The 21,071-nt window shown below is 58.8% G+C and carries 18 protein-coding genes; 6 read left to right on the top strand and 12 right to left on the bottom strand.

Annotated elements, in window-relative coordinates; translation table 11 throughout:
* Positions 1 to 29: 29 nt before the first annotated feature.
* From BQ8794_RS15850 to BQ8794_RS15795, 12 genes are all read right to left on the bottom strand, one after another.
* Positions 30 to 692, bottom strand: coding sequence for an RES family NAD+ phosphorylase (locus BQ8794_RS15850; RefSeq protein WP_077379171.1), 663 nt, complete (start codon positions 690 to 692; stop codon positions 30 to 32).
* Positions 625 to 1,314 carry an XRE family transcriptional regulator gene (locus BQ8794_RS15845; RefSeq protein WP_143744586.1) on the bottom strand — a complete coding sequence of 230 codons (690 nt, stop codon included), beginning with the start codon at positions 1,312 to 1,314 and terminating at the stop codon, positions 625 to 627. The genes BQ8794_RS15850 and BQ8794_RS15845 overlap by 68 nt, the downstream gene beginning before the upstream one ends.
* 134 nt (positions 1,315 to 1,448) lie before the next feature.
* A complete protein-coding gene (locus BQ8794_RS15840) occupies positions 1,449 to 2,537 on the bottom strand; it encodes a S41 family peptidase (RefSeq protein ID WP_167378757.1) in 1,089 nt (362 codons plus the stop codon).
* The gene (locus BQ8794_RS15835; protein WP_077379166.1) at positions 2,521 to 3,990 is read right to left on the bottom strand and encodes a radical SAM/SPASM domain-containing protein; all 1,470 of its coding nucleotides are present in this window, start codon (positions 3,988 to 3,990) and stop codon (positions 2,521 to 2,523) included. Before BQ8794_RS15835 ends, BQ8794_RS15840 begins: the two co-directional genes overlap by 17 nt.
* 39 nt (positions 3,991 to 4,029) lie before the next feature.
* On the bottom strand, positions 4,030 to 4,245 hold the full coding sequence (locus BQ8794_RS15830) for a hypothetical protein (protein WP_077379164.1): 216 nt from the start codon (positions 4,243 to 4,245) through the stop codon (positions 4,030 to 4,032).
* 230 nt (positions 4,246 to 4,475) lie between these two features.
* Positions 4,476 to 7,916, bottom strand: coding sequence for a CHAT domain-containing tetratricopeptide repeat protein (locus tag BQ8794_RS15825; RefSeq protein ID WP_077379162.1), 3,441 nt, complete (start codon positions 7,914 to 7,916; stop codon positions 4,476 to 4,478).
* 14 nt (positions 7,917 to 7,930) lie between these two features.
* Positions 7,931 to 9,241, bottom strand: a complete 1,311-nt coding sequence (locus BQ8794_RS15820) for an alpha/beta hydrolase (protein ID WP_077379160.1) — start codon at positions 9,239 to 9,241, stop codon at positions 7,931 to 7,933.
* Positions 9,242 to 9,994: 753 nt separating this feature from the next.
* The gene (locus tag BQ8794_RS15815) at positions 9,995 to 10,480 is read right to left on the bottom strand and encodes a restriction endonuclease (protein WP_167378756.1); all 486 of its coding nucleotides are present in this window, start codon (positions 10,478 to 10,480) and stop codon (positions 9,995 to 9,997) included.
* A gap of 396 nt (positions 10,481 to 10,876) precedes the next feature.
* Positions 10,877 to 11,776 (bottom strand): HesA/MoeB/ThiF family protein, encoded by a 900-nt coding sequence (locus BQ8794_RS15810; RefSeq protein ID WP_077379156.1) that lies wholly within the window; start codon positions 11,774 to 11,776, stop codon positions 10,877 to 10,879.
* Entirely contained in the window at positions 11,763 to 12,281 is a 519-nt protein-coding gene (locus BQ8794_RS15805; RefSeq protein ID WP_077379154.1) for a hypothetical protein, read from the bottom strand. The genes BQ8794_RS15810 and BQ8794_RS15805 overlap by 14 nt, the downstream gene beginning before the upstream one ends.
* Positions 12,278 to 12,607 (bottom strand): hypothetical protein, encoded by a 330-nt coding sequence (locus BQ8794_RS15800; RefSeq protein WP_077379152.1) that lies wholly within the window; start codon positions 12,605 to 12,607, stop codon positions 12,278 to 12,280. Before BQ8794_RS15800 ends, BQ8794_RS15805 begins: the two co-directional genes overlap by 4 nt.
* Positions 12,604 to 13,278 carry a multiubiquitin domain-containing protein gene (locus tag BQ8794_RS15795; protein WP_167378755.1) on the bottom strand — a complete coding sequence of 225 codons (675 nt, stop codon included), beginning with the start codon at positions 13,276 to 13,278 and terminating at the stop codon, positions 12,604 to 12,606. Before BQ8794_RS15795 ends, BQ8794_RS15800 begins: the two co-directional genes overlap by 4 nt.
* Positions 13,279 to 13,462: 184 nt before the next feature.
* Here BQ8794_RS15795 and BQ8794_RS15790 point away from each other — a divergent pair, with 184 nt between their 5' ends.
* The 6 genes from BQ8794_RS15790 to BQ8794_RS36545 all read left to right on the top strand — a co-directional run bounded on the left by BQ8794_RS15790 (position 13,463) and on the right by BQ8794_RS36545 (position 20,503).
* Positions 13,463 to 13,852, top strand: a complete 390-nt coding sequence (locus BQ8794_RS15790; RefSeq protein ID WP_077379148.1) for an antitoxin Xre/MbcA/ParS toxin-binding domain-containing protein — start codon at positions 13,463 to 13,465, stop codon at positions 13,850 to 13,852.
* Positions 13,853 to 13,854: 2 nt separating this feature from the next.
* The gene (locus BQ8794_RS15785; RefSeq protein ID WP_077379146.1) at positions 13,855 to 14,559 is read left to right on the top strand and encodes an RES family NAD+ phosphorylase; all 705 of its coding nucleotides are present in this window, start codon (positions 13,855 to 13,857) and stop codon (positions 14,557 to 14,559) included.
* Positions 14,560 to 14,699: 140 nt separating this feature from the next.
* The gene (locus BQ8794_RS15780) at positions 14,700 to 17,207 is read left to right on the top strand and encodes a PD-(D/E)XK nuclease family protein (RefSeq protein WP_167378754.1); all 2,508 of its coding nucleotides are present in this window, start codon (positions 14,700 to 14,702) and stop codon (positions 17,205 to 17,207) included.
* Positions 17,204 to 17,719, top strand: coding sequence for a UvrD-helicase domain-containing protein (locus BQ8794_RS36555; protein WP_244554997.1), 516 nt, complete (start codon positions 17,204 to 17,206; stop codon positions 17,717 to 17,719). Before BQ8794_RS15780 ends, BQ8794_RS36555 begins: the two co-directional genes overlap by 4 nt.
* On the top strand, positions 17,637 to 18,803 hold the full coding sequence (locus BQ8794_RS36550) for a UvrD-helicase domain-containing protein (protein WP_244554996.1): 1,167 nt from the start codon (positions 17,637 to 17,639) through the stop codon (positions 18,801 to 18,803). The genes BQ8794_RS36555 and BQ8794_RS36550 overlap by 83 nt, the downstream gene beginning before the upstream one ends.
* The gene (locus BQ8794_RS36545) at positions 18,752 to 20,503 is read left to right on the top strand and encodes a 3'-5' exonuclease (protein ID WP_244554995.1); all 1,752 of its coding nucleotides are present in this window, start codon (positions 18,752 to 18,754) and stop codon (positions 20,501 to 20,503) included. Before BQ8794_RS36550 ends, BQ8794_RS36545 begins: the two co-directional genes overlap by 52 nt.
* The last annotated feature ends 568 nt before the right edge of the window (positions 20,504 to 21,071 follow it).

Genomic DNA, 21,071 nt, shown 5'->3' with positions numbered 1-21,071 from the left:
TGACCAAAGACTGGAACACCTTATAGCAGTCATGGATCTGGCTCGACGATGCTGACCTGCAGATCGTTCAACACTGTGGCCAATCCTGGTGCGCCGACCAGTTGCATCACCCGGATCGCCCTCAGCTTCACGATCGCGCGGTCGAATACGGCCAAGTTCGTGTGCCCGTTAAGCCGGGACGGGTAGATAATACCATCCGGTGCCTCGGTGTGGTTGTGGAATGCCACTGACCAGGCCCGCGCTAGAGTCTGGTTGGCTGCCTTCGCTACATCGGTGGGAACACCCATGATAATCGCGCGGTCGTCACGGAGATCGACCATTTTGAGCGGAGTGATAGCCTCGATCTCGGCATACCTGCGCGCATAGATCTCCTTTTCCTCAATGGGCAGATCGCCGACCACGCCGTCACGCTGATCACGAAGCACTGCTTCCAGAAAACAGACCAAGGTCTCGCCCAAATAGAGCACACCAAACTTGTTTTCAGGAATGCGCCGCCGGGGGTCACTGAATCGGCTTCGCGTTTTGCCGAAGCCGAGAGGGTCGGGATAACGATCCATGTAAATTCGGCCGAACCCGACCCCGGCCGGTACAGTATGAATCTGAAGCCTTGACCCCGCAAAGCCCTTAGGCGGGAGGCCCGACGCTTTCGGCAACTTCAAGAGCAGCCTTCGTCTTACCCTGCTCCAGAGCATCGCGTCCCGTTAATCCGTCGAGCTCGCCATGCGGCTGGACCAGAAAGCGATAAACCGCCCAAGCGCCTCCCAATCGCTCATGAAGAGCTGCGAGTTCGGAATAGGGTCTACCATCAGCGTCAAGCTGCCATACCGGAAAGCGAAAGCCACGCTTCGCTCCGTCGAGGCCCAGAAGCTGACCGCTCTGCCGTTTCGTGTTCACCGTCACGCGTGTCGTGCCGAGCAGTTCAGCGAATGCCTCGGCACTCAGCATATCATCGGCAACGAGGATCTCGGCGGCCCGCAAGCGGCCGCGAGCACGCGCTGCGGCCAACGCATCCCGCAGCTCGGGGTCAGGGAGCCCAGCCTCTTCCATCACACGTGTCTGGGCGGGGGTGATTTCCTCTACAGGCGTCACGGTCGTCGCACCTTCCGGGTCGACATCGACACGGAAGCTGACCGCTCGACCGGCAGCACGACTTCTGTCGACCGCGTCCTCAAATTGTTGCAACAGCACCTTCACCGATCGTTTGGGGTGAACTGCTACTGTCTTAGAAGTTGTGTGGGACACCTTGACCGTGAAGCCGGCGCGCCGCCGACCCGGGCCAGTTCGTACACCAGACTTCGATTTTGGAGATGCCATGTTTCTTACCTCCGTTGAGGTAGATATGGCAAAGCTCGATAAATTCGTCAAGTTCGTAAAGTCGCCTTTGGCAAACCAGACACGACGCGAGCTTTCAAGGCTCGCGTTAGCTCGGGTAAGACAAGAGCGGAAAATCAGCGACCATTGAGGGCAAGTCCGGCTTGCAAGACCGGATCCACCCCGGCAGCGTAATCGAGCCGTGCCTCGACGATGATATCAGGGCTGACCCCCTTGCCTTCGAGAACAGTGCCGTCGACTTCGACCCGATGTGTGGCGACCAGCAACAACGATCGATCGGAGAGGAGAAATGGCCGCGCCGCTGCTACTGCACCCGCCGTTCTGCTCCCGATGACGATTGCACCATTCCGCTGGAGCGCAAATGCGAGGACTTCGTTGCCACTACGCGTCGTGCCGTCCACGAGGAGGGCGACAGGCTTGCGCCAATGCGGGTTGACCCTCACGGCGGCCCCGCTTCGGGCATGCAAGCTCAGCTCGGGTGCTCGTCCAAAGAAGAACTCGGCGAAATCAGGCGAAGCACCGCCGACGCCGTCGCGCAGGTCGAGAACAAGCCTTTGGCAATCGGAAAGTTGATTGATCGCCGCATCCGTCACCAATCGCCAATGGCGGTCCCCAGCGAGGCTCCACGGTCGAACATATCCTACAGTCGTCCCATCGGCCGCGCGGAGTTTCTGGGTATTGGAGCGGGTTGACCGCATCAGTTCTGTGCGGGGGCGGATCTGTTGCACTTTGGCCGTCAGCTGGCGCTTTTCTCCCTCAGCCGTTCGTCGAATTTCGAGTACGCATTCACGACCTTCCAACCCTGCAAATGGCGTGACTGGCGCATAGGGCGCGCCGTTCACAGCAATCAGTTCATCACCAACTAGCACGCCGGCTCGCGCGGCTGCGCTTTGAGGCATGATCGATGATGCAAACCAACGGTTGCCAGAACCCTTCCTGGGAAGGAGGCCAACGCCCGGGTAATGGACACCCGTCGGAAATGTGCGCCTGACTTTTCTCGCGAATTCGGCAATTCCGGAGTAGGCGTCCAGGAGATGGAAATAGTCGATTTGGTCGGGTTTCAGATGCTGGGTATGCGAACTGCCGATATCAGAAAGGCGCTCGCTGAGCCGTGAAGGATTAACCGTTGCTGTCCAAGCTTCGAGCGCGTGTGGGTCGACGTAGTGCTCTCGCAGCAGAGCCACGATCTCAGCAGCGACGTCCATCAACGCTGTCGTTCGACATTCTAAATTGCAGGCTTTCGCTGAACTCCGCCAACACCGGTGACGATGCGAACCCCGCCGCCTGCGCAATGAGACGTGGGAGATTGGTCCTCCAGTACCGCCCCTGCTCACGCAATGCATGCTGGTCCTGTTCGAGATGTTTTTTTGGACAACCGCCCCAGCATATCGGGAGGAATGAGCACGATGAGCACGTTGGTTGCTTGGTGGGATCAAAGCTTTGCCACCATTCCGAGTCATTCGATCCCGGCAGTTGGCTAGCTGATTGTGCAGATGGCGGGGCATTCTTATCGTGGAGGCTTCCGACCGCTCGACCTTGCTCGCCAACCTGCAGCCCGCACCGATAAATCGAGCCCTCCGCCCCTAGCACTGCCGAGTTATTTGCCAGGGCCGCGCACACGGACGTCTTCGGATAAGGGAAGCCATCCGGTATCTCCGACTCCTCAACGGAAGCGACCCCGCTCAGCTTGTTGCGCACCTTCTCGCGCGCGTCGTCGAACTCGGCAATGGTGAGTTCCAGCCGACGCATGAAGCTCGAAGATTGCGAGTATGCTGCAAGCCTGGCCGGTTGGAACACAGCGGGAAAGTCAGCGTCGAACCAGCCGCGGTCGCGTGCAAAGTCGAGGAAGGGCAGCATGTCCTCGAGATTCTCACGATCTGTGTTGTAGCGTACATCGACGCGAACGCATTTGACGAGGCGATCGACAAGCGCAACAGCGCGCTCGAAAGAGCTTGGCTGCTCGCCACCGTCTTTCTGGCGATGCAAGCGGCGATAGCGACGACGTTTGTCATGATGAGCCTTAAGGCCGTCGAAGGAAATCTGCACCTGTCGCACGCGGTGGCGAGTGATGAATCGCTCGACATCGTCGGGCCACAGGCTTCCATTGCTGATGATTGAGGACACGTATGCTATTCCCCTGGCAGCACAAGCCTCCTGCAAAGCTACCGAGGCTGTCTCGATAAACTCGGGATTGAGCAGAGGCTCGCCTCCGTACCAGTCGACGTGCAGGGCCGGGCGCCGACTAGCGGCAACACGGTCAAGTCCAAGCGTTACAAGCTTCTCCACATCGTCTGTTTTCAGCCGAGAGGCACTGCGCTCCTCATAGCAATAGTAGCAGGCCAGATTGCAGTCCATTGTGGTCGTGATCGTGATCACGACAGGGGCCTCTCCACGGGCGCGCCAGAAGCGCTCGCGTATCTCGGCGATCTCGTCGCTGGCCTCGGCTACCAGATATCCCCCGCCTCGAAGGCGAGCCAGGAGATCCGACGGGAATTCGTCCCCAGACAGTCTCAGTCCCGTCTGTAGAAGAACTGCGCCAAGCTCGATCGCATCGCGCCCTTCTAGCATCATCAGCCCACCGGTGAGGGTGTTGAAAAGCGCTGTGCGAGCGCCATCATCCTGGACAACGAAATTGTAGCGTGATGGCACGAGCGTCATCGTTGGGTCTCCGCATCAAATCATCGATGCGCGCTCTGCTTAAAGCTCCACGAGGGCCAAGCAGGTATTGGTGCCGCCACAAAGGCGCGAAGCTACCTTCTTGATCGGCTTCAGTTCGGGGTCCGTGATGGTAGTAGCCCTAACTTCGAACTTCATGCCAGGCTTCAGCTTCAACGACGGCTCGGTGTCGTCAGACTGGATCAGGTGGATCTTGGGAGCAGTTGATGCAGCATCTGTACGTTTGGCGGTTGGCACGGCAGAACCTCCCTTTTAATGTGCGGCGACTTTCATGCTACCTCAATTGCAAGTTTATTCCAGTAGATTCGAACCCGTTTAACTTATGTTCTCGTTTTCGTCATGTCTCCATCCTCGGCAGAGAAGCAGGCAGCATCGCACCATCGGCGACCACCAAGGGCCTTGCATCTCAATCTGCCAGCTTTCAGTTATGCGCAGCCAGCGTCAGTCCTTCGGTTGCTGAAGCATGGTCAATCACCATAGTAGACAAAAGGCGCCCAGACGAGCGGTAGACGCTGAGCCGGGTTGTCGCTCAGTATAAATTCGCGCTTCGTCTCCGACAGAGCGACGCTTGGCGTTGCTCCGTCCTTGAGCTTGCGAAAGAACCGTTCGACGAATTGAGCAGTGCTTTCATCTTGTACAGGCCACAAGGTGAGAATGGTACTCGCGTTGCCGCCGGCGAAGAGGGCGAAGGGCAGTCCAAGGATACCCTCCCCGGAGACCCATTTGCCCACTCCAGTCTCGCACCCTGAGATAACGACTAGGTCACTCCGAAAATCGTAGGCCGAAAGCTCCGACGCCCTCAAATAGCCGTCGTCACCCTCGGTCAAATTCGTCTGCGACAAGACGATCCCGCTCAATTCGGGATTGCGTTGGTCAAGGTATCCATGTGTCGAGAAAATCAGATAGCGGTAACGCTGCAGGGCACCTTCGTGCTGGAGACGCCTGACATTGGACTCAGAAGCGTCGTTGCCTGAAAACAGATCGTCACCGGCTTTCAAGCCGAACAGGGATGCCAGCTTCTTCAGTTCCTCTGCCGAGCCCGGCAGGTTCGACCAGGTAATCTGCCCCGTCGGGAGGGCGGAAGCGGCGCGCACCGCCGCATCAATGCCTGACGCTGCCTTTTCGGATAAAGGTTCGTTGGAATAGACCGGATCTCCGACTGCCAGCATTTGAGAGCGCCCGAGCCCGGCATAGCGTTTCAGGCGGTCCCTCGACAAAGCCATCAGGGATATCGATTGAATTGACGAAATATCATGGGTTTCGATCAGATATGCGCCGTCGGCTTTCAAAGTCTCGATTGGGATCGATGCAAGCGGACCATCAGGGCTCACGTGCCAACGGCGCGCGGCCCTTACCTCAGCAGGCAGCGCCGTCACGAACCAGGAGGACAAGTCCAGCCTGATTGCCTCGATGTCGTTGACGAGTTTTGCGCCGTCGATCGCCCCGCTCTCGTCTGCTTGCAGCCGATATGAGCCATCGTTGAGTTTCCAGAGCAGTCTTCTCGGCCTGCCAGGCGGCGGATAGCGGAGTCCGCTGACGCCATCAGGTGTGGCCAAGGCGATCCGATAGGCTTCAAGTGTCGCGGAAAGATTCGGATAAGGCGCCAGGATGGCGGTACCTTTGCGCCCCTTGCCGTCAATCCAAATCAACAGCAAGTCAGTGTCGCTCTGGACGAAGTCGAGAAGGACATCGTCGTCGGAGACAAGCGCGGTTGCGTCTTTCGCATCAGCAAGTCGGAAGGCGGTCGCCTCGCGATAAAACGCATGCTTGGATCGCAAACCGGCGTCGAACGCCGCGAAACTTGCGGCCAGTCCATTGCGCTGAGCCTCCAGGTCTGCGCGCAGGGCGACGTCGGTCACCGTAGGAATACGCCCGTCAAGAACCGAGATTCTAAATTCGAAATCGGAAAGGGTGGCTCGATCGCTCTCGGGCAGTGCGTTGCGTGCCGTTCCACGGGCTGAGGAGGTTTCGATCAGGGTGCGAGCTTTGGAGAGCTCGGCAGCCCTCAAAGCGGCGTCGAAGTTTCCAAGACGCGCTTCCACAATAGCCAGCGACTTGTACGCCGGCGTAATGGTGGAAAAGAAACTCCGTCGCAGCGTGTCTGGCAGTCCTCCATTGGTGCGAAGTGCTTCGGCGGCATCGACAATGCGACGATACAGCGTTCGTGCCCCCTCCAGATCCCCATCTTCGGCGAGGAGGCCGGCCAGCCCACGCAGGGAGATCACCGTGTCGACGTTATTTGGCCCGAGATATCGGGTGCGAAGCGCACACACCTGTTCGAAGAGGCGGCGCGCTTCAACTCGCTGTCCCGCTTCAGCCAACGTCGAGGCCAGATTGTGAAGGCTCTTCAACGTGTCGAGATGCGTCTCGCCGAACACCCGTGCCCTGATCGCATAGATCTGACGATGGGCAGCGATCGCCTCAGGATAGCGGCCGAGCGCGGCCAAAATGGCTGCCTGATTGCTCCGCGAGACCAACGTCAACTGGTTCTCCGCGCCGAGGGCCTCTGTGCGGCGCAGAACCACTCGCGTTATGATTTCCAACGCCTCGTCATAGCGACCCGCGTTCCTCAACGACTGTGCAAGGTTGTTGAGCACGCTCAGGCGGCTCGGGTGAGAATCCGGAAGCTGCTTGGCCAGAACATCGTCGATGTATCGATAGGCCTCGATGGCGTCGTCATTTCTCCCGAGGTCGGAGAGCACCGCTGCGATGTTGTGCAACGTGGCTATGGTATCGATGTTGCTGTCGCCATATAGCGCACTGCTGGTTCGCAGGATTCGCTGATAAATTTGCAATGCCTCACCGTAACGGCCAGCCTGATAGAGCAACCCGGCGTATTGGTGTCCAATGTTCATTGCGCTGGGTTTGTCCTCGCCGAGGGCCTTCACCGCCAGCGAATAGGTCTGGCCTGCCATATCGATGGCTTCGGAGACACGTCCGACACGGAAAAGAACATCCGCCATATCGGTCTGGGCCTCAATCCTGCGCACATTGTCAGCGCCAAAGCGTGCCGACAGGATGTCGGTTATTGCCCGCATCTCTGCCAAGGCCGCATCAAACTGTGACTTGTCGATCAGCTGCCTGACAATCAACGTGCGGGTCACGAGCGTGTCGGGATGGTCAGCGCCAAGCACCTGGGTGCGCAGCCGGCGCACATCCTCGAGGACGGTATCAGCTTCCTGAGTGGCCCCAAGGCGACGCAAAGCGTAGCCGAGGTTGTGCTCGCTCTCCAGGGTCTCTGGATGCGTTTGCGAAAGCAGGCTGAGCCGGCCCTTGTAAGCGGCGGTCAGGGTGTCTTTAGCGGCCTCGAACTTGGATTGACGAAGAAGGGTGATACCAAGGGTGTTGCGAAATCGGAGCTTGTCTCGCGCGGGATCGCCTGGCAGCAGATCCGCCTTTGCGATGACATCTCGTATCGTCTGTTCGGCCTGGGCGGGATCGGAGGTGGAGAAGACGAGCGCGACCCTGTCTTTCACCCTCAAAGCTCGCAGGCCGTCCGGTCCATCGGCCTCCACGGCGGCCTGCAGGGCTCGTCCGAGAGCCTCGGCCGGAGGTGCTTCGCGGGATACCGCGATCCGTGCGATGAGCAGCAGCGTATCCGCAAGGTCTCCCTTGGAGACGCCGTCTGAGGCATCGAGCGCTGCTTGGGCGGGAGCGGCCGCCTCGTCGAAGCGGCCCTCCCCCCACAGGTCCTCGGCACGGATCACGGCAGCGGCTCGCTGATCTGTTCGCTGCATCGCCGCGGTTCCCGGAAGCCCATCCAGGATCGCCAGTGATTGCCGATATTCGCCTCGGTCGGTGAACTGGCGGGCTTGAGCAATGACGGCATCAATTGCCTGCTGCGCAAACACCGGCGATGCGAGGAGCACGGATATCGCCACAACGATCGATCGCCGAAGCTTCGACATCGTCCGCTCGCTTCTTACTTGAGGACCCACCAGTTGTCGGGAGGTGTTCCCTCTTTCGGTAGACTTCGCTGATCGGCGTTGAAGTGCAGGTAGAAAGTATCGGCCATGTCTCCGAGCACCTTGGTGCTGTCTACCACGTAGGAGTGTCCGAAGGAGCGAACGACCGGCGCCACAGAGGTCGCGTCAACGGTCTCGAAGCCGGTGAAGGTCTGAACGCCGCCTGCCGTTTCGCCGACGCGGCGGTAATCGTGCACAACCTTTGATGCCCGCAGCGCAACATCAGAGCTGGACGCGTAAATCGTTTTGTGAACGTCGAGCGCGGCTAGGCCAGGAACTATCTTTTCGCGGAAAATCTCCGCGTTAATGTCGGGGGCCGCCAGCATGAGCTCCCGCAGGTTCGGGATTGTTTTTCCTTTCGACGCGCGATCCTCCAGAACCGACATGACCAAGCGATTGCCCATGCTGTGCGCGACCAAGAAAACCTCCGAGGCTCCCAATCCCGCGATCTTGTCCAAGAAGGAGTCGAAAGCTGTTTCCGACAACTGAACCGTCTCTTCGTCGTGCCAATATCCCTTTGTCGTGCCAGCAGACGGCCAGCTGAAAAACACGGCGGTGCCAGGAAAGGACAGATCGTGTGCGAGCTGAGCGGTTCGCAGGGCCGCATCCGCGAAACTGACATTATATCCGTGCACGAAAACAAGAAGTGAGGACTTCTTGGCGAGTTCCTTGCCTATCTCAGAGATTGCAATCGCGGAATCCAGGGGAACGACCTGCTTGAAGACGAAATGTTTGGATGGGTCCGGGCTTAATTCGAACCGCCAGAGGCTTGGGAGATTCAATTCCCCAGCCTTCCTTGCGGTCGGGATCGAGACAATGGTCTTGCCGAACTGATTGTCGCTCGTGCGCTCCGCACCGAAGAAATCCTCCGGCGTCGTGCTGCCCGTTGGTTTTCTGTTCGTCGCGAAATAGGTTGTTATCTCGATCCATTTTGTGGCCGGGTCGCTGGGGCCTCGAAGTACCTGGATAGTGAGGTCAGAACGGGTGCATTCCTGCTCGAAGACAAGGTCGAGCAGTTGCTCCTGGATATCTTTCAGCTGCTTATCTAGAGCGCTCTTTTCCGACCCGTCGGATAGCTTAGCGATGCGAGCCTTAAGGTCGTCCGCCTTGACATTCAGCCCCTTGATTTTCTCGTCGAGGTTAGAGTCAGCCGAGTTCTTTACTGCCACGCAAGGCGCCGAGACCCGGGGCGTCGTATCTTGCGCCAATGCACAACTGGTCGATAAGAAAATGGCCACAATGGCCAAGCGCAACACTGAATACAGCAATGCCCCCTCCCCTCTATTTTTATAGCTACTATCGTTTCGACTAGCGTTCCGGCACTATGGAAGCGCCAACATGCTATAACTCGACTTGATCGTTAGAAAGAAGGAAGTTGTATACTTCACTCAGGCTACGGTGAAATTTCGCCCGCTAACCTCAAAGAATGGCGTTGAACTCCCCGAGGAAACCAAGCTGCATCCAGCACCTGCTTGGAGTATCCATCAGGAAGCCTAGCCGAATTCCCCCGACAACCATGTCGCACGAGAGCAAGAAAGTTGAATGCACCTCCAGATCTGCGATCAAATGCAGCTCCGGGGAACTGCCGTTTATCGTGACGTTGCCATTCCAGGAACCAGTTAGATACCAGTAGTCGGGAGGGTCAACGACCCCCCGGTGGAAACGTTGAGATGCAAGCCGAGAATATTGATAGCTGCTTTAGTTGGGAGCGCGCCTGCCTCCGGTTTCCGCCGCAGAATGGCACTGCCAAAGCGTTTGACCGGAGTGCCGAACTGGTCATATCCAGGATCTGTTGAAGACATGCCCGATACGACCGTGTTTTGAGTATTCGCAATGTACGACGACATCTTTGCAAGTCAAGCAGCTGCTACCGCAGCGCGACACTTGCCACGGCGATGGCGCAGACTTTATGGACATGGTTGAGCGGTATACCCACGAGCCGACATGAACTCCTGAAAGGCGGCTAGCCCTATGATCACCGGAGGTCCGAAAATGACACCGACGATCAGTCACTGACCGAGCTAAAGGTTAACCTCGCCCGAGAATACATCAATGCTAGGCCTTGCGACCGCGGTAACCTCCGCGAGCGTCGGAGGAGCTGTTCGATGGGTAAGGTGAAGGGCAGACAGAAATTTTTGCCCATCCACCAATTCGACAACGAGACCCCGCTGAGCAAAAAGGTTGTTCTCTGAATACACACCGCGAGTGAATTTAGACGACGTTACGATAAGACCGTGGGTCCTCCCATCTCGAGTCATGGTGCCGACAAGCTCCCGCAGCACACCGACCTGCACCTTGTTCTTTTGATGCTTTACCTGAACATAGGCCTGACCGGCATGGCCTGCGAGATCCACAATAATGTCGACGCCGCCGTCTTTCGATCGCCCGGTGCCTAGAACCTGGTGGCCGAATTGCATTAGAATCGCTGCGCTCACATCTTCCAGAATCGGCCAAGCTTCTGATTTGCCATGCCTGGCGAGATGCTGCCCGGTTTCAGTTTCAAGCAACCGTATCTCGTCAGCATCTGGGCCTTCGGAAAAGGTGGCCAGAGCTGCGCCGGATGCAACCACGGATCTATGAGCCCTGTCAGGAACGCTGCCGCAAGAGCTGTCCCATGAGTCTCTTGAGACAAACCACCAACCGCAAAGGCCGCATACGAGCACTTCGAGATAGACAGAGTATCGCTGCCCCTCGGAATTTGCCTCGGTGTCAGCAGAGCGCATGACCGGGTTGGTTCCGCAGCAAGGGCACCGCCGCGAAGCAAAAACCGCCTCCAGAAGTGGTCTGTCCTGAGTCTCGGCTCGATATTGCCACAGCAACTGAATTTCTCCCCATTGCGATCCTGGGCAATCTGCCGTCCTTCCGCCTTCCCACGCAAGATCAGTGTCCCTGTCTCACGGCATTCATCTACCGACGGCCACCAATTTGCGCAGCACGGTAGACAACAGACGGCGCCAACGAGAAGGCCGGTGATCGGATGTTGTGATGCGGTCGGTGAACTTGCGGATATCGAAGCCTGGGTCTCCGACCGCCGTCAGTGGATAGTGCGGGCAGGATGCCGACCAGCGGCGGAACCGCTCGGCCTCGGTGATCAGGCCGGTGTTGGCATCAAAAGAGAGATATGCGCCTGCCTTGTCCCGCCGGTTCCATGGCGTGACGAGTTGCACAACGAGACCTACCGCGAGCGAGGCGAGCACGCCATTCGACCACACAACCTGCGGCCGGCCGCCCGCAGCACCATATCTGCCAGCCTCTTCGGCCAAAGCCGCCTCGCTGACGATGCCAAGGCAGCGCAGGCAAGGACTTCCCGGCTGAGACAGGACGACCTGGCCGGCGACAAGGTGCCCGTCTCCGGTCTGAAGCTTGTGAACGTCCATGCCCTGATCGAGATAGGGAATAAGGAACCGCCGGCAGAAGGCATCGAGTTCGTCCTTGCCGCGCAAGTTGTCGAGCCCGCCCACGATAATGTCGCAGCGCTTGAACGCGTCGCCAGCGAGTTGCCATTGTTTGCGATGAATTTCGACATGGGCCCTGGGATTGATGGCCTTGATCATACGCCGCATGATTTCAACCTTGGCCGTCCGCTTGAGCACGTTCCACCAGGTTCCGCCGATCAGTCTGTTGAGATTGGTCAACGAGATGCGATCCCCGTCTGCCAGGACGAAGTTGCCGATGCCGAGATGAGCCAGCTGTTGAGCAACATGGGAATTGCCACCGCCCAGCCCCACCAGCCCGATGGTCACTTCGGCCAGTCGCCCTTCGCTGTGAGGCCCCAGAAAGCTCTGACGATCAAGCCAGTTCATAGTTCGAACCCCATTGTTCGACGATCGGTTGGCCGATGCGCACCAGTCGCTCTATGGCGACAGGATGCCTGCCAGCTCCGGGCCAAAGAGTGCCGGTTGCTCGATCGTCGCTCAGCACCAGCAACCCGTGTGGCATCTTCGGGCACGACTGGAAAAAACCAGGGACAAAGACGGCACCACTCTCAATGTCTACGCTGCTGAAGCGGGGGAGCCCGCGACCACCGTGACTATGGACATGCAAGAGAGCGCTGGCCGGTCTATACGCTGCCTGCGCCGCCTTGCGCATGGCATTGGACCCAATCCGGGCGCCGACGTCGCGGGCCAGTTCATAGTCATCGTCGGCAACCACAATATAGTCTCGAACCAGGAGAACGAGTTCGTCAGCCATGGCTGCGGCGCCCGCCGTCAGGAAACCGACACGCTCATGCGCAAATGCGTGGGGTCTGGCGAGATCGCGGCGGACCTGATCGAGAAGCGCGCCGGTGATCTTGAGCGTGATTTTCATTTGAGCGGCCCCAGATGGTTGGCAAGGATCTCTGTCCAGCGGAGCGATGCGGGCACATTGTTAAAAGACATGGTGTGCCAGACCCGACCGAGGATTTGATGGACCGTCCAGTTCTGGCCGCGGTTGGGGAAAGCTTGTGACAAAAACAAGCGCGTCGTGTAGCCAGAATGGCCGCGGGGGCAGAGTAGACCGTCCACCATCACGGTCCGCTCTGCATGCCTGACATTCATGCCCGGCAGGAAGACAAGCGGTTGTCCCGCCTCATCCCACAGTTCCGCACGGCGGTTGATGCGCCGCAACGCAGCGAGTTGATCGTGCGGTGTCATGACGATTGTCCGACCGGCGGATGAGAGGCGAACTCCATCCCGTCTTTGACCTTGAGGCGTTCGCCCGGAGCCATCTCGCGGAAATCGCCATCGGCGCCGATGATATCGAGCTTGTAGCCGGCAGGAACGCCGAATACGGCCATCAGTTCTTCAGTCGTATAGGTGCGCCGCTCGAGTTGGAATTCTGTGTCGCCACCATAGATGACAGTCACCGTCTTCTTTCGCTTGCGCAGCTTGAAACGCTCGACCTCGTCGCCGCCAATGTCGACCTCGTCATCATCGTCGAATATTAGATCTGCCCCGGCACTCTCCAGGGTCAATGCCTGCTCGTCGCTGGCGCCAGCAAGAAACTTGATCTGGCGCGCGATCAGCTTCCTGCGAGGCCACTCCATCGCCAGGCCCTCCACAAAGAAGCGATAGGTAAGGCTGCCTTCTACCACGAAGAAGCGGTTGACCCGGTTCTTGTCCAGCACGGAGGTCTCGGTCGGTCGCAAGGTTTCCAGCTCACCGGTCACCAGATGCCGCAGCACCACAAAGGTCTCGACGGGATGCTTGCCCACGGCCAAGGCGATCTGGGCGCCGGTGACCTTCTCGTCGTCGAGGGTGACATCGGCAAAGTCGAAGTTTTTGTCGAAAATCTTTACAGCGAACGACCCGTTGGCGGACTTCAACTTGGTATCGGCATTCTCTAGGGCAGTTTCCATGAATTCTCTCCTTCGCGGCGCACGGACGGACAGCCACACTTGACGAAATCTCGGAAGGGACGGATAGTCCCGATTCAGTCCGTTATGAGACTGTGCATAATCGGACTTGATTTGCAAATCAAGTCCGATTTGACACTAATCGAGGAGACCTATGGATACGACTAAAGGAACCAAGACAGCCGACCACCCCGAACGGGCACAGCCTTCGCCCTTGGATTTCTTCTTCGAACTCGCGGAACTCTGGGATTTGAACACCGAACAGCAGATCAAATTGCTCGGGTCGCCAGCACGCTCGACTTACTTTCGTTGGCGAAAGGATGGTGGCGATGTTTCGTCGGATACGCTCGAGCGAATTTCTCACCTGGGCTCTACCTACAAGGCCCTCATGATCCTGCTCGACTCGCCCGATGCGGCGGTGCGCTGGATCCGGCGGCCAAATCGATACTTTGAGGGAAAGGCCGCATTAGACATCATGCTCAACGGAAACTTGAGCGATATCATAAGGGTACGACAATATGTCGATGCCCAACGTGGAGGGTAAGCTTGAAATATCGGCAGATTCCAATTGAGGGGCACTATCGCCGGCTGATCCCCTCCAAATACCCCACGATAGAAATCTACGAGAAGTTCAGTTCTCGCGAGATGCAGGCGTTTGCCACCATGCTGGAAACGATCACGAATCCGCGCCTGGCCGCCAAGTCACGCATTACAGGCGGGAATACATCGGCTGATCCTATCTCGCCGAAACTTCAGAACTGGAACCACGCACCGTTCTCTTATCCCATGCCGGAAGGCACCCATTTCCTGCCACCGCCTTACTCGGTCATGGAGCTTGCATCGGATGTTCGAGGGGCTCTAGCCAGAGCGGTCCTTCGCCGCGAGGAATTTCTCTCTCGAACCGATGAGCCCGTGTGCGGCGTGGACATGCGGATGATCACCAACAAAGTCGTTGGAAGCTTCGTCGACCTGCGCGGGGTCCCTCCCGACATGGCGCAGGCCGACAGATGGGCGTTGGGACGGGACCTGTATGAGAACGGCGCCGTCGGCGTCGTCTTCGGCCTGGCCGAATTGCCGGGTTGTGAATTCATCAGCATCTTCAACGCCGACGTCCTCGTCGAAAAAGCAGTCCAGGGCGCGCATTACCGGTTCCGCTGGGATGGCAGGCGGATCAACAGAATCTATGATTTCGGAGCACATGCCGACATAGACCGCGACGCAATCATTCCTGGCTCGGTGGTGGTTGCGTAAAGGCCATGCGACAGACGCTTATCGTCGATGGGCCATTGGCTTTCCGCACACAGCGGATTAGGGCGGCGCGTGATCATAGGCTTGGCCGCGATGTTCTGACGCTCCCTTTACTGGCCGCACGCCTGGCTGGCGGATTCATCATGCCCGCGGGCACGGATGTTCTCTACCCAGCCATTCAGACTGCCCTTGCAGCGCAAGAATTCCAAGACATCAGCGATGTCGCTAACCTGCCAGGCATGCCGCGAGCGGTGCTGCAGGCGCTTGACGCCGCATGGCGGGCCGACATCGACCTGGCGCGTCTTTCTCCACAGACGGGCCGATTTGCCGATCTCCATCTCGTCGAGATGCGAATACGCGACGAGCTTCCGAAGTCTCGCAGGCTGCCTCGCGATCTCCGCGACGAGGCCATGGCGCACGCTTCGCTCGCCAACATTTTGCTTGGCCCTGTGACAGTAGCGGGATGCGCGGATATCGACCCCGTCTGGCGTCCCTTGATCAATGCGATTGCCCGCTTCACCGAGGTCATGTGGGAATTGCCCGAGCAGGCTGGGCCGCAATGGTTCGACGGTAAGCTAAGCCCCCGCCCCCCATGCACTCCGCGACTGACTGCAGAAGTGTGCGGTGATCCAAAGTCGGAGGTCGTTGAGGCGCTTCGATGGGTGCGTCAGTTGCTGTCATCAGGAAATGTCCAGGCCGAAGACATCGCCATTGCGGCTACGTCGACACCAGACTGGGACGAAAATTTCCTCGCCTATTCCCGCAATGCCGGCCTCCCGCTTCATTTTTCGCACGGTATCCCTGCACTCAGCACACCTGAGGGCCAGGCGTGTGCCGCCCTGGCCGACATTCTCACCAACGGCCTGAATCAAGATCGCTTTTGGAGGCTTCTCAGGCGGCTGCCGTCGCGGCCCTTTGTGACGTCACTTCCGGATGATTGGTTTGCGGCCATCCCGCGGCGAGCGGGCTTGAAGACAATAATTCAATGGCGGGAGGCAATGAGGGCCGGCAGAGAAGAGCGCAAGACGGGCGATCTCGCCGAACGCATTCTGCTGCCCGTGCTCGATCTTCTCTCGCGCGGACCGGAGGTTGGCCGACAGGCGGGGCTGATGCTTCTGGCGGGGCCGAGTCTGGCCATGTGGAACGAAGCGCTGCAAAGCACCCCGCCCCACGCGGTCGCGCTCTCCTTGCAAGCACTGCGTGTTAGCGATGGGCGCGATCCGGTCAACAGCGTGGTCTGGTGTCCTGCCTCCCATCTCGCTTCATCACCGCGACCATTCACCCGTCTGCTGGGCCTTAGCAGTCGTTCATGGCCGCGTTTTGAAAATGACGACCCGCTTTTGCCTAATCATCTTCTTGACCGCCGTCGACTGCACCCGGTCACAACGGCCGATCGCGACCGAAGCCACTTCGAAATCATTCGAGCCGGAACTCGTGATGTGCTGGTTCTATCGAGGCCAAAACGCAGCGCCAAAGGCAGCCTCCTTTCGCCAAGCGCGCTGTGGCCGGCGGGCGAGCTGGTCCAAATGCGCGATCGTATACCAGAGCACGCCTTCAGTGAGGCAGACCGCCTTTTGGCCCGGCCGCGTGACGCGGCGCAGCTCGACCACGTGCGGCAGAGCCAACTTTGCTGGCGGCACTGGCAACGGCATGCGGAACTGACACCGCATGACGGCTTGGTCACCCCAAATCATCCGGCGGTCGTGGCTTCGCTATCCCGCACGCAGTCGACGACCTCCCTGCAACGACTGCTAAGGGATCCGTTGGGCTTCATTTGGCGCTATGCGCTGGGTTGGCATTCGATCCAGCTCGAGCCGGAACCGCTACAGCTCGACCCAAGCGCATTTGGCGAGCTTGTGCACGAGCTGATTGCCCGCGCCATCACCAGCCTTGAGCTTGGACCTCGCTTTGCGCGTGCAAATGCCGAACAAATCGAAGCCTCGATTGCTGCAGCTTCCGACGCCATTCTCTCGACGTGGCCCCTGCAACGCTCGGTCCCACCGCCCGTTCTGTGGCGTCATACCGTGCGGGAGGCTGCCCGTCGCACCGCCAAGGGCCTTGCTGCCGACGAACCGACGAGAGAAGGCACACAGAGCTGGAGCGAAATTCCATTCGGGCAGGATGAACCCTCGGCCGTGGAACTGCCGTGGGATGCGACCACCAAGATAGCAATCGCAGACACGGGGCTCGTCTTTGGTGGCCGGGTGGATCGCATGGACCTTCGCGCCTCCCGCGATGGCGTACAGATCACGGATTACAAAAGCGTCAAGCCGCCACCAAAGAACCTGCGTATCGTTCTTGGACAAGGGCGCGAGTTGCAGCGCGTGCTTTACGCCATGGCGGTGCGAACTCTGCTTCCGGAAGTTCGAACGATTGTGACAAGGCTGGTCTACCTAGCCGATGAGCCTGCGACCTTTCAATTGAGAGGAGATGAGCTCGACAGCGCGATTGCGGACGCCGTCAAGTATCTCGGCGCGGCCGCAGACATCCTTCGAAGTGGCCGGATCGCACCGCGAACGGAAAAAGACATCAATTATGACGATATGCGCCTCGCGCTTCCGGCGGATCGCGAGAGCTATCTGCGTCGCAAGGCCTCCGATTTCCGCGCGGCCAACGGGACGCTCAACAAGCTGTGGAGTTCGTCCGCATGACGCTCGTCGACCTGGCAGCGCGGCGCCGGGCGATGACCGACTTCCAGTCGGTACTTCTGGTGGAGGCCGCGGCCGGCACCGGTAAGACCTCGCTGATGGCCGGCCGTGTCGCGATGATGCTCGCCCGCGGCCACCTGCCCGGGGACATTGCAGCCATCACATTCACCGAGATTGCGGCCAGTCAGCTCAACCACCGGATCAAGGAGACAGTTGATGCGCTGCTTGCGGGCAAGATACCCGCATTTATCAAGTCGGTGATACCGGAGGGTCTAACGTCGACGCAGCATGCTGCGCTTGCCGCAGCGGCTCCCAAGCTCGACGAGCTGACCGCAACCACCATCCACGGCTTTTGCCAAGCCATCATCCACAGCCATGGCGTTCAGGCAGGGCTAGACCCTGGTGCGCGCATTGTCGATGCAGCCGTGGCGGATGGGCTCAGAGCTGGCGGGCTGGTTCTCGCGCCGTCTTGGCGATCACGCAGCAGACGGCGACCCGATCATTGTTCTGGCTGAGCAGATCCCGTTGCAGGTCGTCGAGTTGATCCGCGAGCTCGCATTCCTGCGCAGGAAGCATCCTGGAGCAACGCCAATTGCGCCGCCCCAGGATGGGCGCCCGGATACCGTTTTCGTGCAGAGCGTCGACGACTTTGACAGATGGCAGGCAGGCCTCGACGATCAACGTTGGCTGCCGCAGGTTTCTGCGGAGCTGCAACGATTGGCAGCGCGCTACAAGAACACGTTTGAACGACCGGCAGACTTCGCGACGCTCTGGAAGCTGTGCGAGGCGAGCCAATCCCGGCTATTCACCAAAAAAGGGCTTCAACTCAGACCCTATGCTGAGGTGGCCGAGTCGTTCGGAGCATATCGCGAGGAGACTGCCAGCGATGCCGAGCTCCACCATTACCAGGCTGTCAGCGGCGCCTGGGAGCAACTGATCGGTCATATCGCCAGCCGACTGGTCTGCGAACTCTCTTCGTCGCTCGATCAATTGCTTGATAGCTATCAGCGGCGAAAGCGCGCGGCCGCGGTGCTCGACTTTGATGATCTCCTTCTTCATGTGCGTACACTTGTCCGGGATCACGAGGAGGTGCGCCGCGCAATCGGCCATCGCTACAAGTACCTGCTGGTCGATGAGTTTCAGGATACGGATCGCCTTCAGATCGAAATTCTCTTCTCGATCGGAGCGACTTCTGATCGTGCCCAACACTGGCAGGACAGCCGATTGCGCCCAGGCTCGCTGTTCCTCGTGGGAGATCCAAAGCAGGCCATCTATCGCTTCCGCGGCGCTGATATCGAAGCCTATGAGCTATCGCGCCGACTGGTTCTCGCGCAGGAGTGGGGTGACGTTATCGAGGTCACGGCGAATTTCAGATCGCAGCAACCGATCATCCGGCACGTGAACAATTGTTTTGAAGTGGTTTTCACCAAGGGTTCGCAGCCAAGATACGTTGCCCTCGCGCCAACCCTACCGGATACACCTATCCGGTGCCCTGCGTCACGCGGTTCACAATCCATGTCGAAACCGAGGGGCGGATCTATGCGGAGATGTTTCGCGAGGCAGAGGCAGAGCGCGTTGCCGATATCTGTGCGCGTCTGATCGGCAACGTCATGATTACACGGACGGATGGAAGCCGCACACCGCTTTGTGCGGGCGATATTGCGCTGCTTTCACCCGGTCACACCGAACTTTGGCGCTATGAGCGCGAACTGGAGCGGCTAGGCCTGGCTGTGTCATCACAGGCCGGTCTAAGCTTGATGCGGCGCCAAGAAACGCAGGATGTGCTGGCCTTGCTGCGCGTATTGGCCGATTCATCGGACACGCTTGCCTTTGGCGCGCTCATGCGCGGCCCGTTGGTCGGCTTGACGGAGCAGGACCTTCTCGACATTACGGCGGCGTTGCCATCGGTCGAAAGCCGGCCAGGTTTCTTCACGGTGCGAACCGATCCGGCTCTGGTGCGGCATCCGCTCGCCAAATCCATCCTGGAGGAGCTACAGACTCTGAGAAGCCAGGTGTCGATGTCTACGCCGGCCCTGATCCTGGCCGAAGCGATTGAAAGGCTGAACGCCAGGGTCATCGTGGCTACGCGGCACCGGAACCGCAATGCCCGCGCGATCGCAAACCTGGACGCATTGGTCGAACGTGCACGCGTCTACGGTGTTTCAGGACTTCACGCATTTGTCCGCGACCTCCAGGCGGATTGGGAGAGCAAGGAAAAAGCAGCCGAGGGCCGGGTTGACGCGGCCGAGCATGCCATCGAGCTGGTGACCATACACAGCGCGAAAGGTCTGGAATGGCCTGTGGTGATCCTGATCAATTCAACAACCGAGCTTTATCGGCCCGACCAATTTGTGCACAGGCAGTCCGACAACAGCTTGCACTGGATGCTTGGCGGTATATCTCCGCCCGATCTTGCAGCGGCACGCGCCGAAGAGAGCATGGAGGAGGCCAATCAGCGCGAGAGAATATGGTATGTCGCCTGCACCAGAGCGCGAGACCTGCTGATTCTTCCGCACATTCCGCAGGCAACGAAGAACTCCTGGTTCAGCTCCGTCGATCTTGGACAGCAGGCCTTGCCGGAGCTGGAAATTGCGGACCTCACGACGAAAGAAACCAGCTCGACGCCCCGGGCGCAAAACAACCAGTCGAAGGACACCTTTGCTCTCGAGCGGCAAAAGGTGGACGAGAGCGCTCCCCACATCGTCTGGCGGCGGCCCAGCGATCACGATCAGGATCGCCTAGGCGATTCTTTCGAAACAATCATAGCGACCGACAGTCCAGGCGAGATCGTCGAGATCGCCGGCGCCGGCGTTATCAGGGGCATCATCCTACACAAACTCATGGAGGAATTCCTGACAGGCGAGTTGCCAGCCGAGAGTGCGGCGGCGACTAGCCGTGGCCAGGTTTTGCTCAGCCAGCTTGTGACGAAGGCCAACGAAGATGGGCCGCTGCCCGACCCGGTCGAAATGTCAGGCTGCGCATTGCGAGCAATCGCTTTGCCGGAAATAGCTGCGCTTCGACCTTTGCTTGTTCCAGAACTATCGATCTGGGCCGCTGGGGAAGGCTATCTTCTGTCGGGTCGGGCCGACGCGATGACGATCAACAATGGTAAAGTTGGCGTGGTGATCGACTGGAAGTCAGATATCGGCCCATCCGCCGCCGTGCGATCGGCTTACGCCGGTCAGTTAAAAGACTATCTGGCCGCCACGGGTACGAATCGGGGAATGCTCGTGTTTCTGACGACCGGGGAAATCACAGAGGTGCAGACCGGCGACCGCAATTCAGTTGACGCAAGCTGATGCACCGAGGGAAGAAACGACTCCTTTCCAGCAGTTTAACGGCACTACTTCACACACTGATTCTGTTTCCAGCACTGGCTATTTGTCTTTGATACTATGCTCTCAGTCGCTCGAGCGGTGGAACTCTCGTGCCTATGAGACGGCAGTTTGTTCCATGCTGACTGCTCTCGAGGGGGTTCGAGTCCACTTTGTGGGCAGCTGAAAAAAAATCCAATAAAATCAAAATGTTATAAGTGTATTTTGGTAGGCCTGGAGGATATATCAAAATCGTTGAATTTACTGAGTTTTTCGTGGGCCAAAATAAGAAATCTTCCCGTATCGTCCCGTATACTCCCGTGACACAACGTTCAGAGCCATGCTCCAGAATGACCGCATTTGGGGCCGGAGAACGAACCCGCTCGCGCGGGAGGGCGCCCTGTGGTTGAGGTAAGGGTTATGGGTCGATCGTCGCGCTCGCGTTGAGCGTCGTTCGGCTGGAGCAGAGCATGGCGGGCTTCTTCAACAAGGAGGCTGACCATGCCCTATCCTGTTCTTGATGCACCTATCAGTCCACTTCGTCAGCGGCTGA

Origin of the sequence: Mesorhizobium prunaredense (assembly GCF_900156895.1) — a bacterium.
Lineage (GTDB): Bacteria > Pseudomonadota > Alphaproteobacteria > Rhizobiales > Rhizobiaceae > Mesorhizobium > Mesorhizobium prunaredense.
Note: the sequence above shows the minus strand (reverse complement) of the source record. Positions and strands in the feature narration are given on the sequence as shown.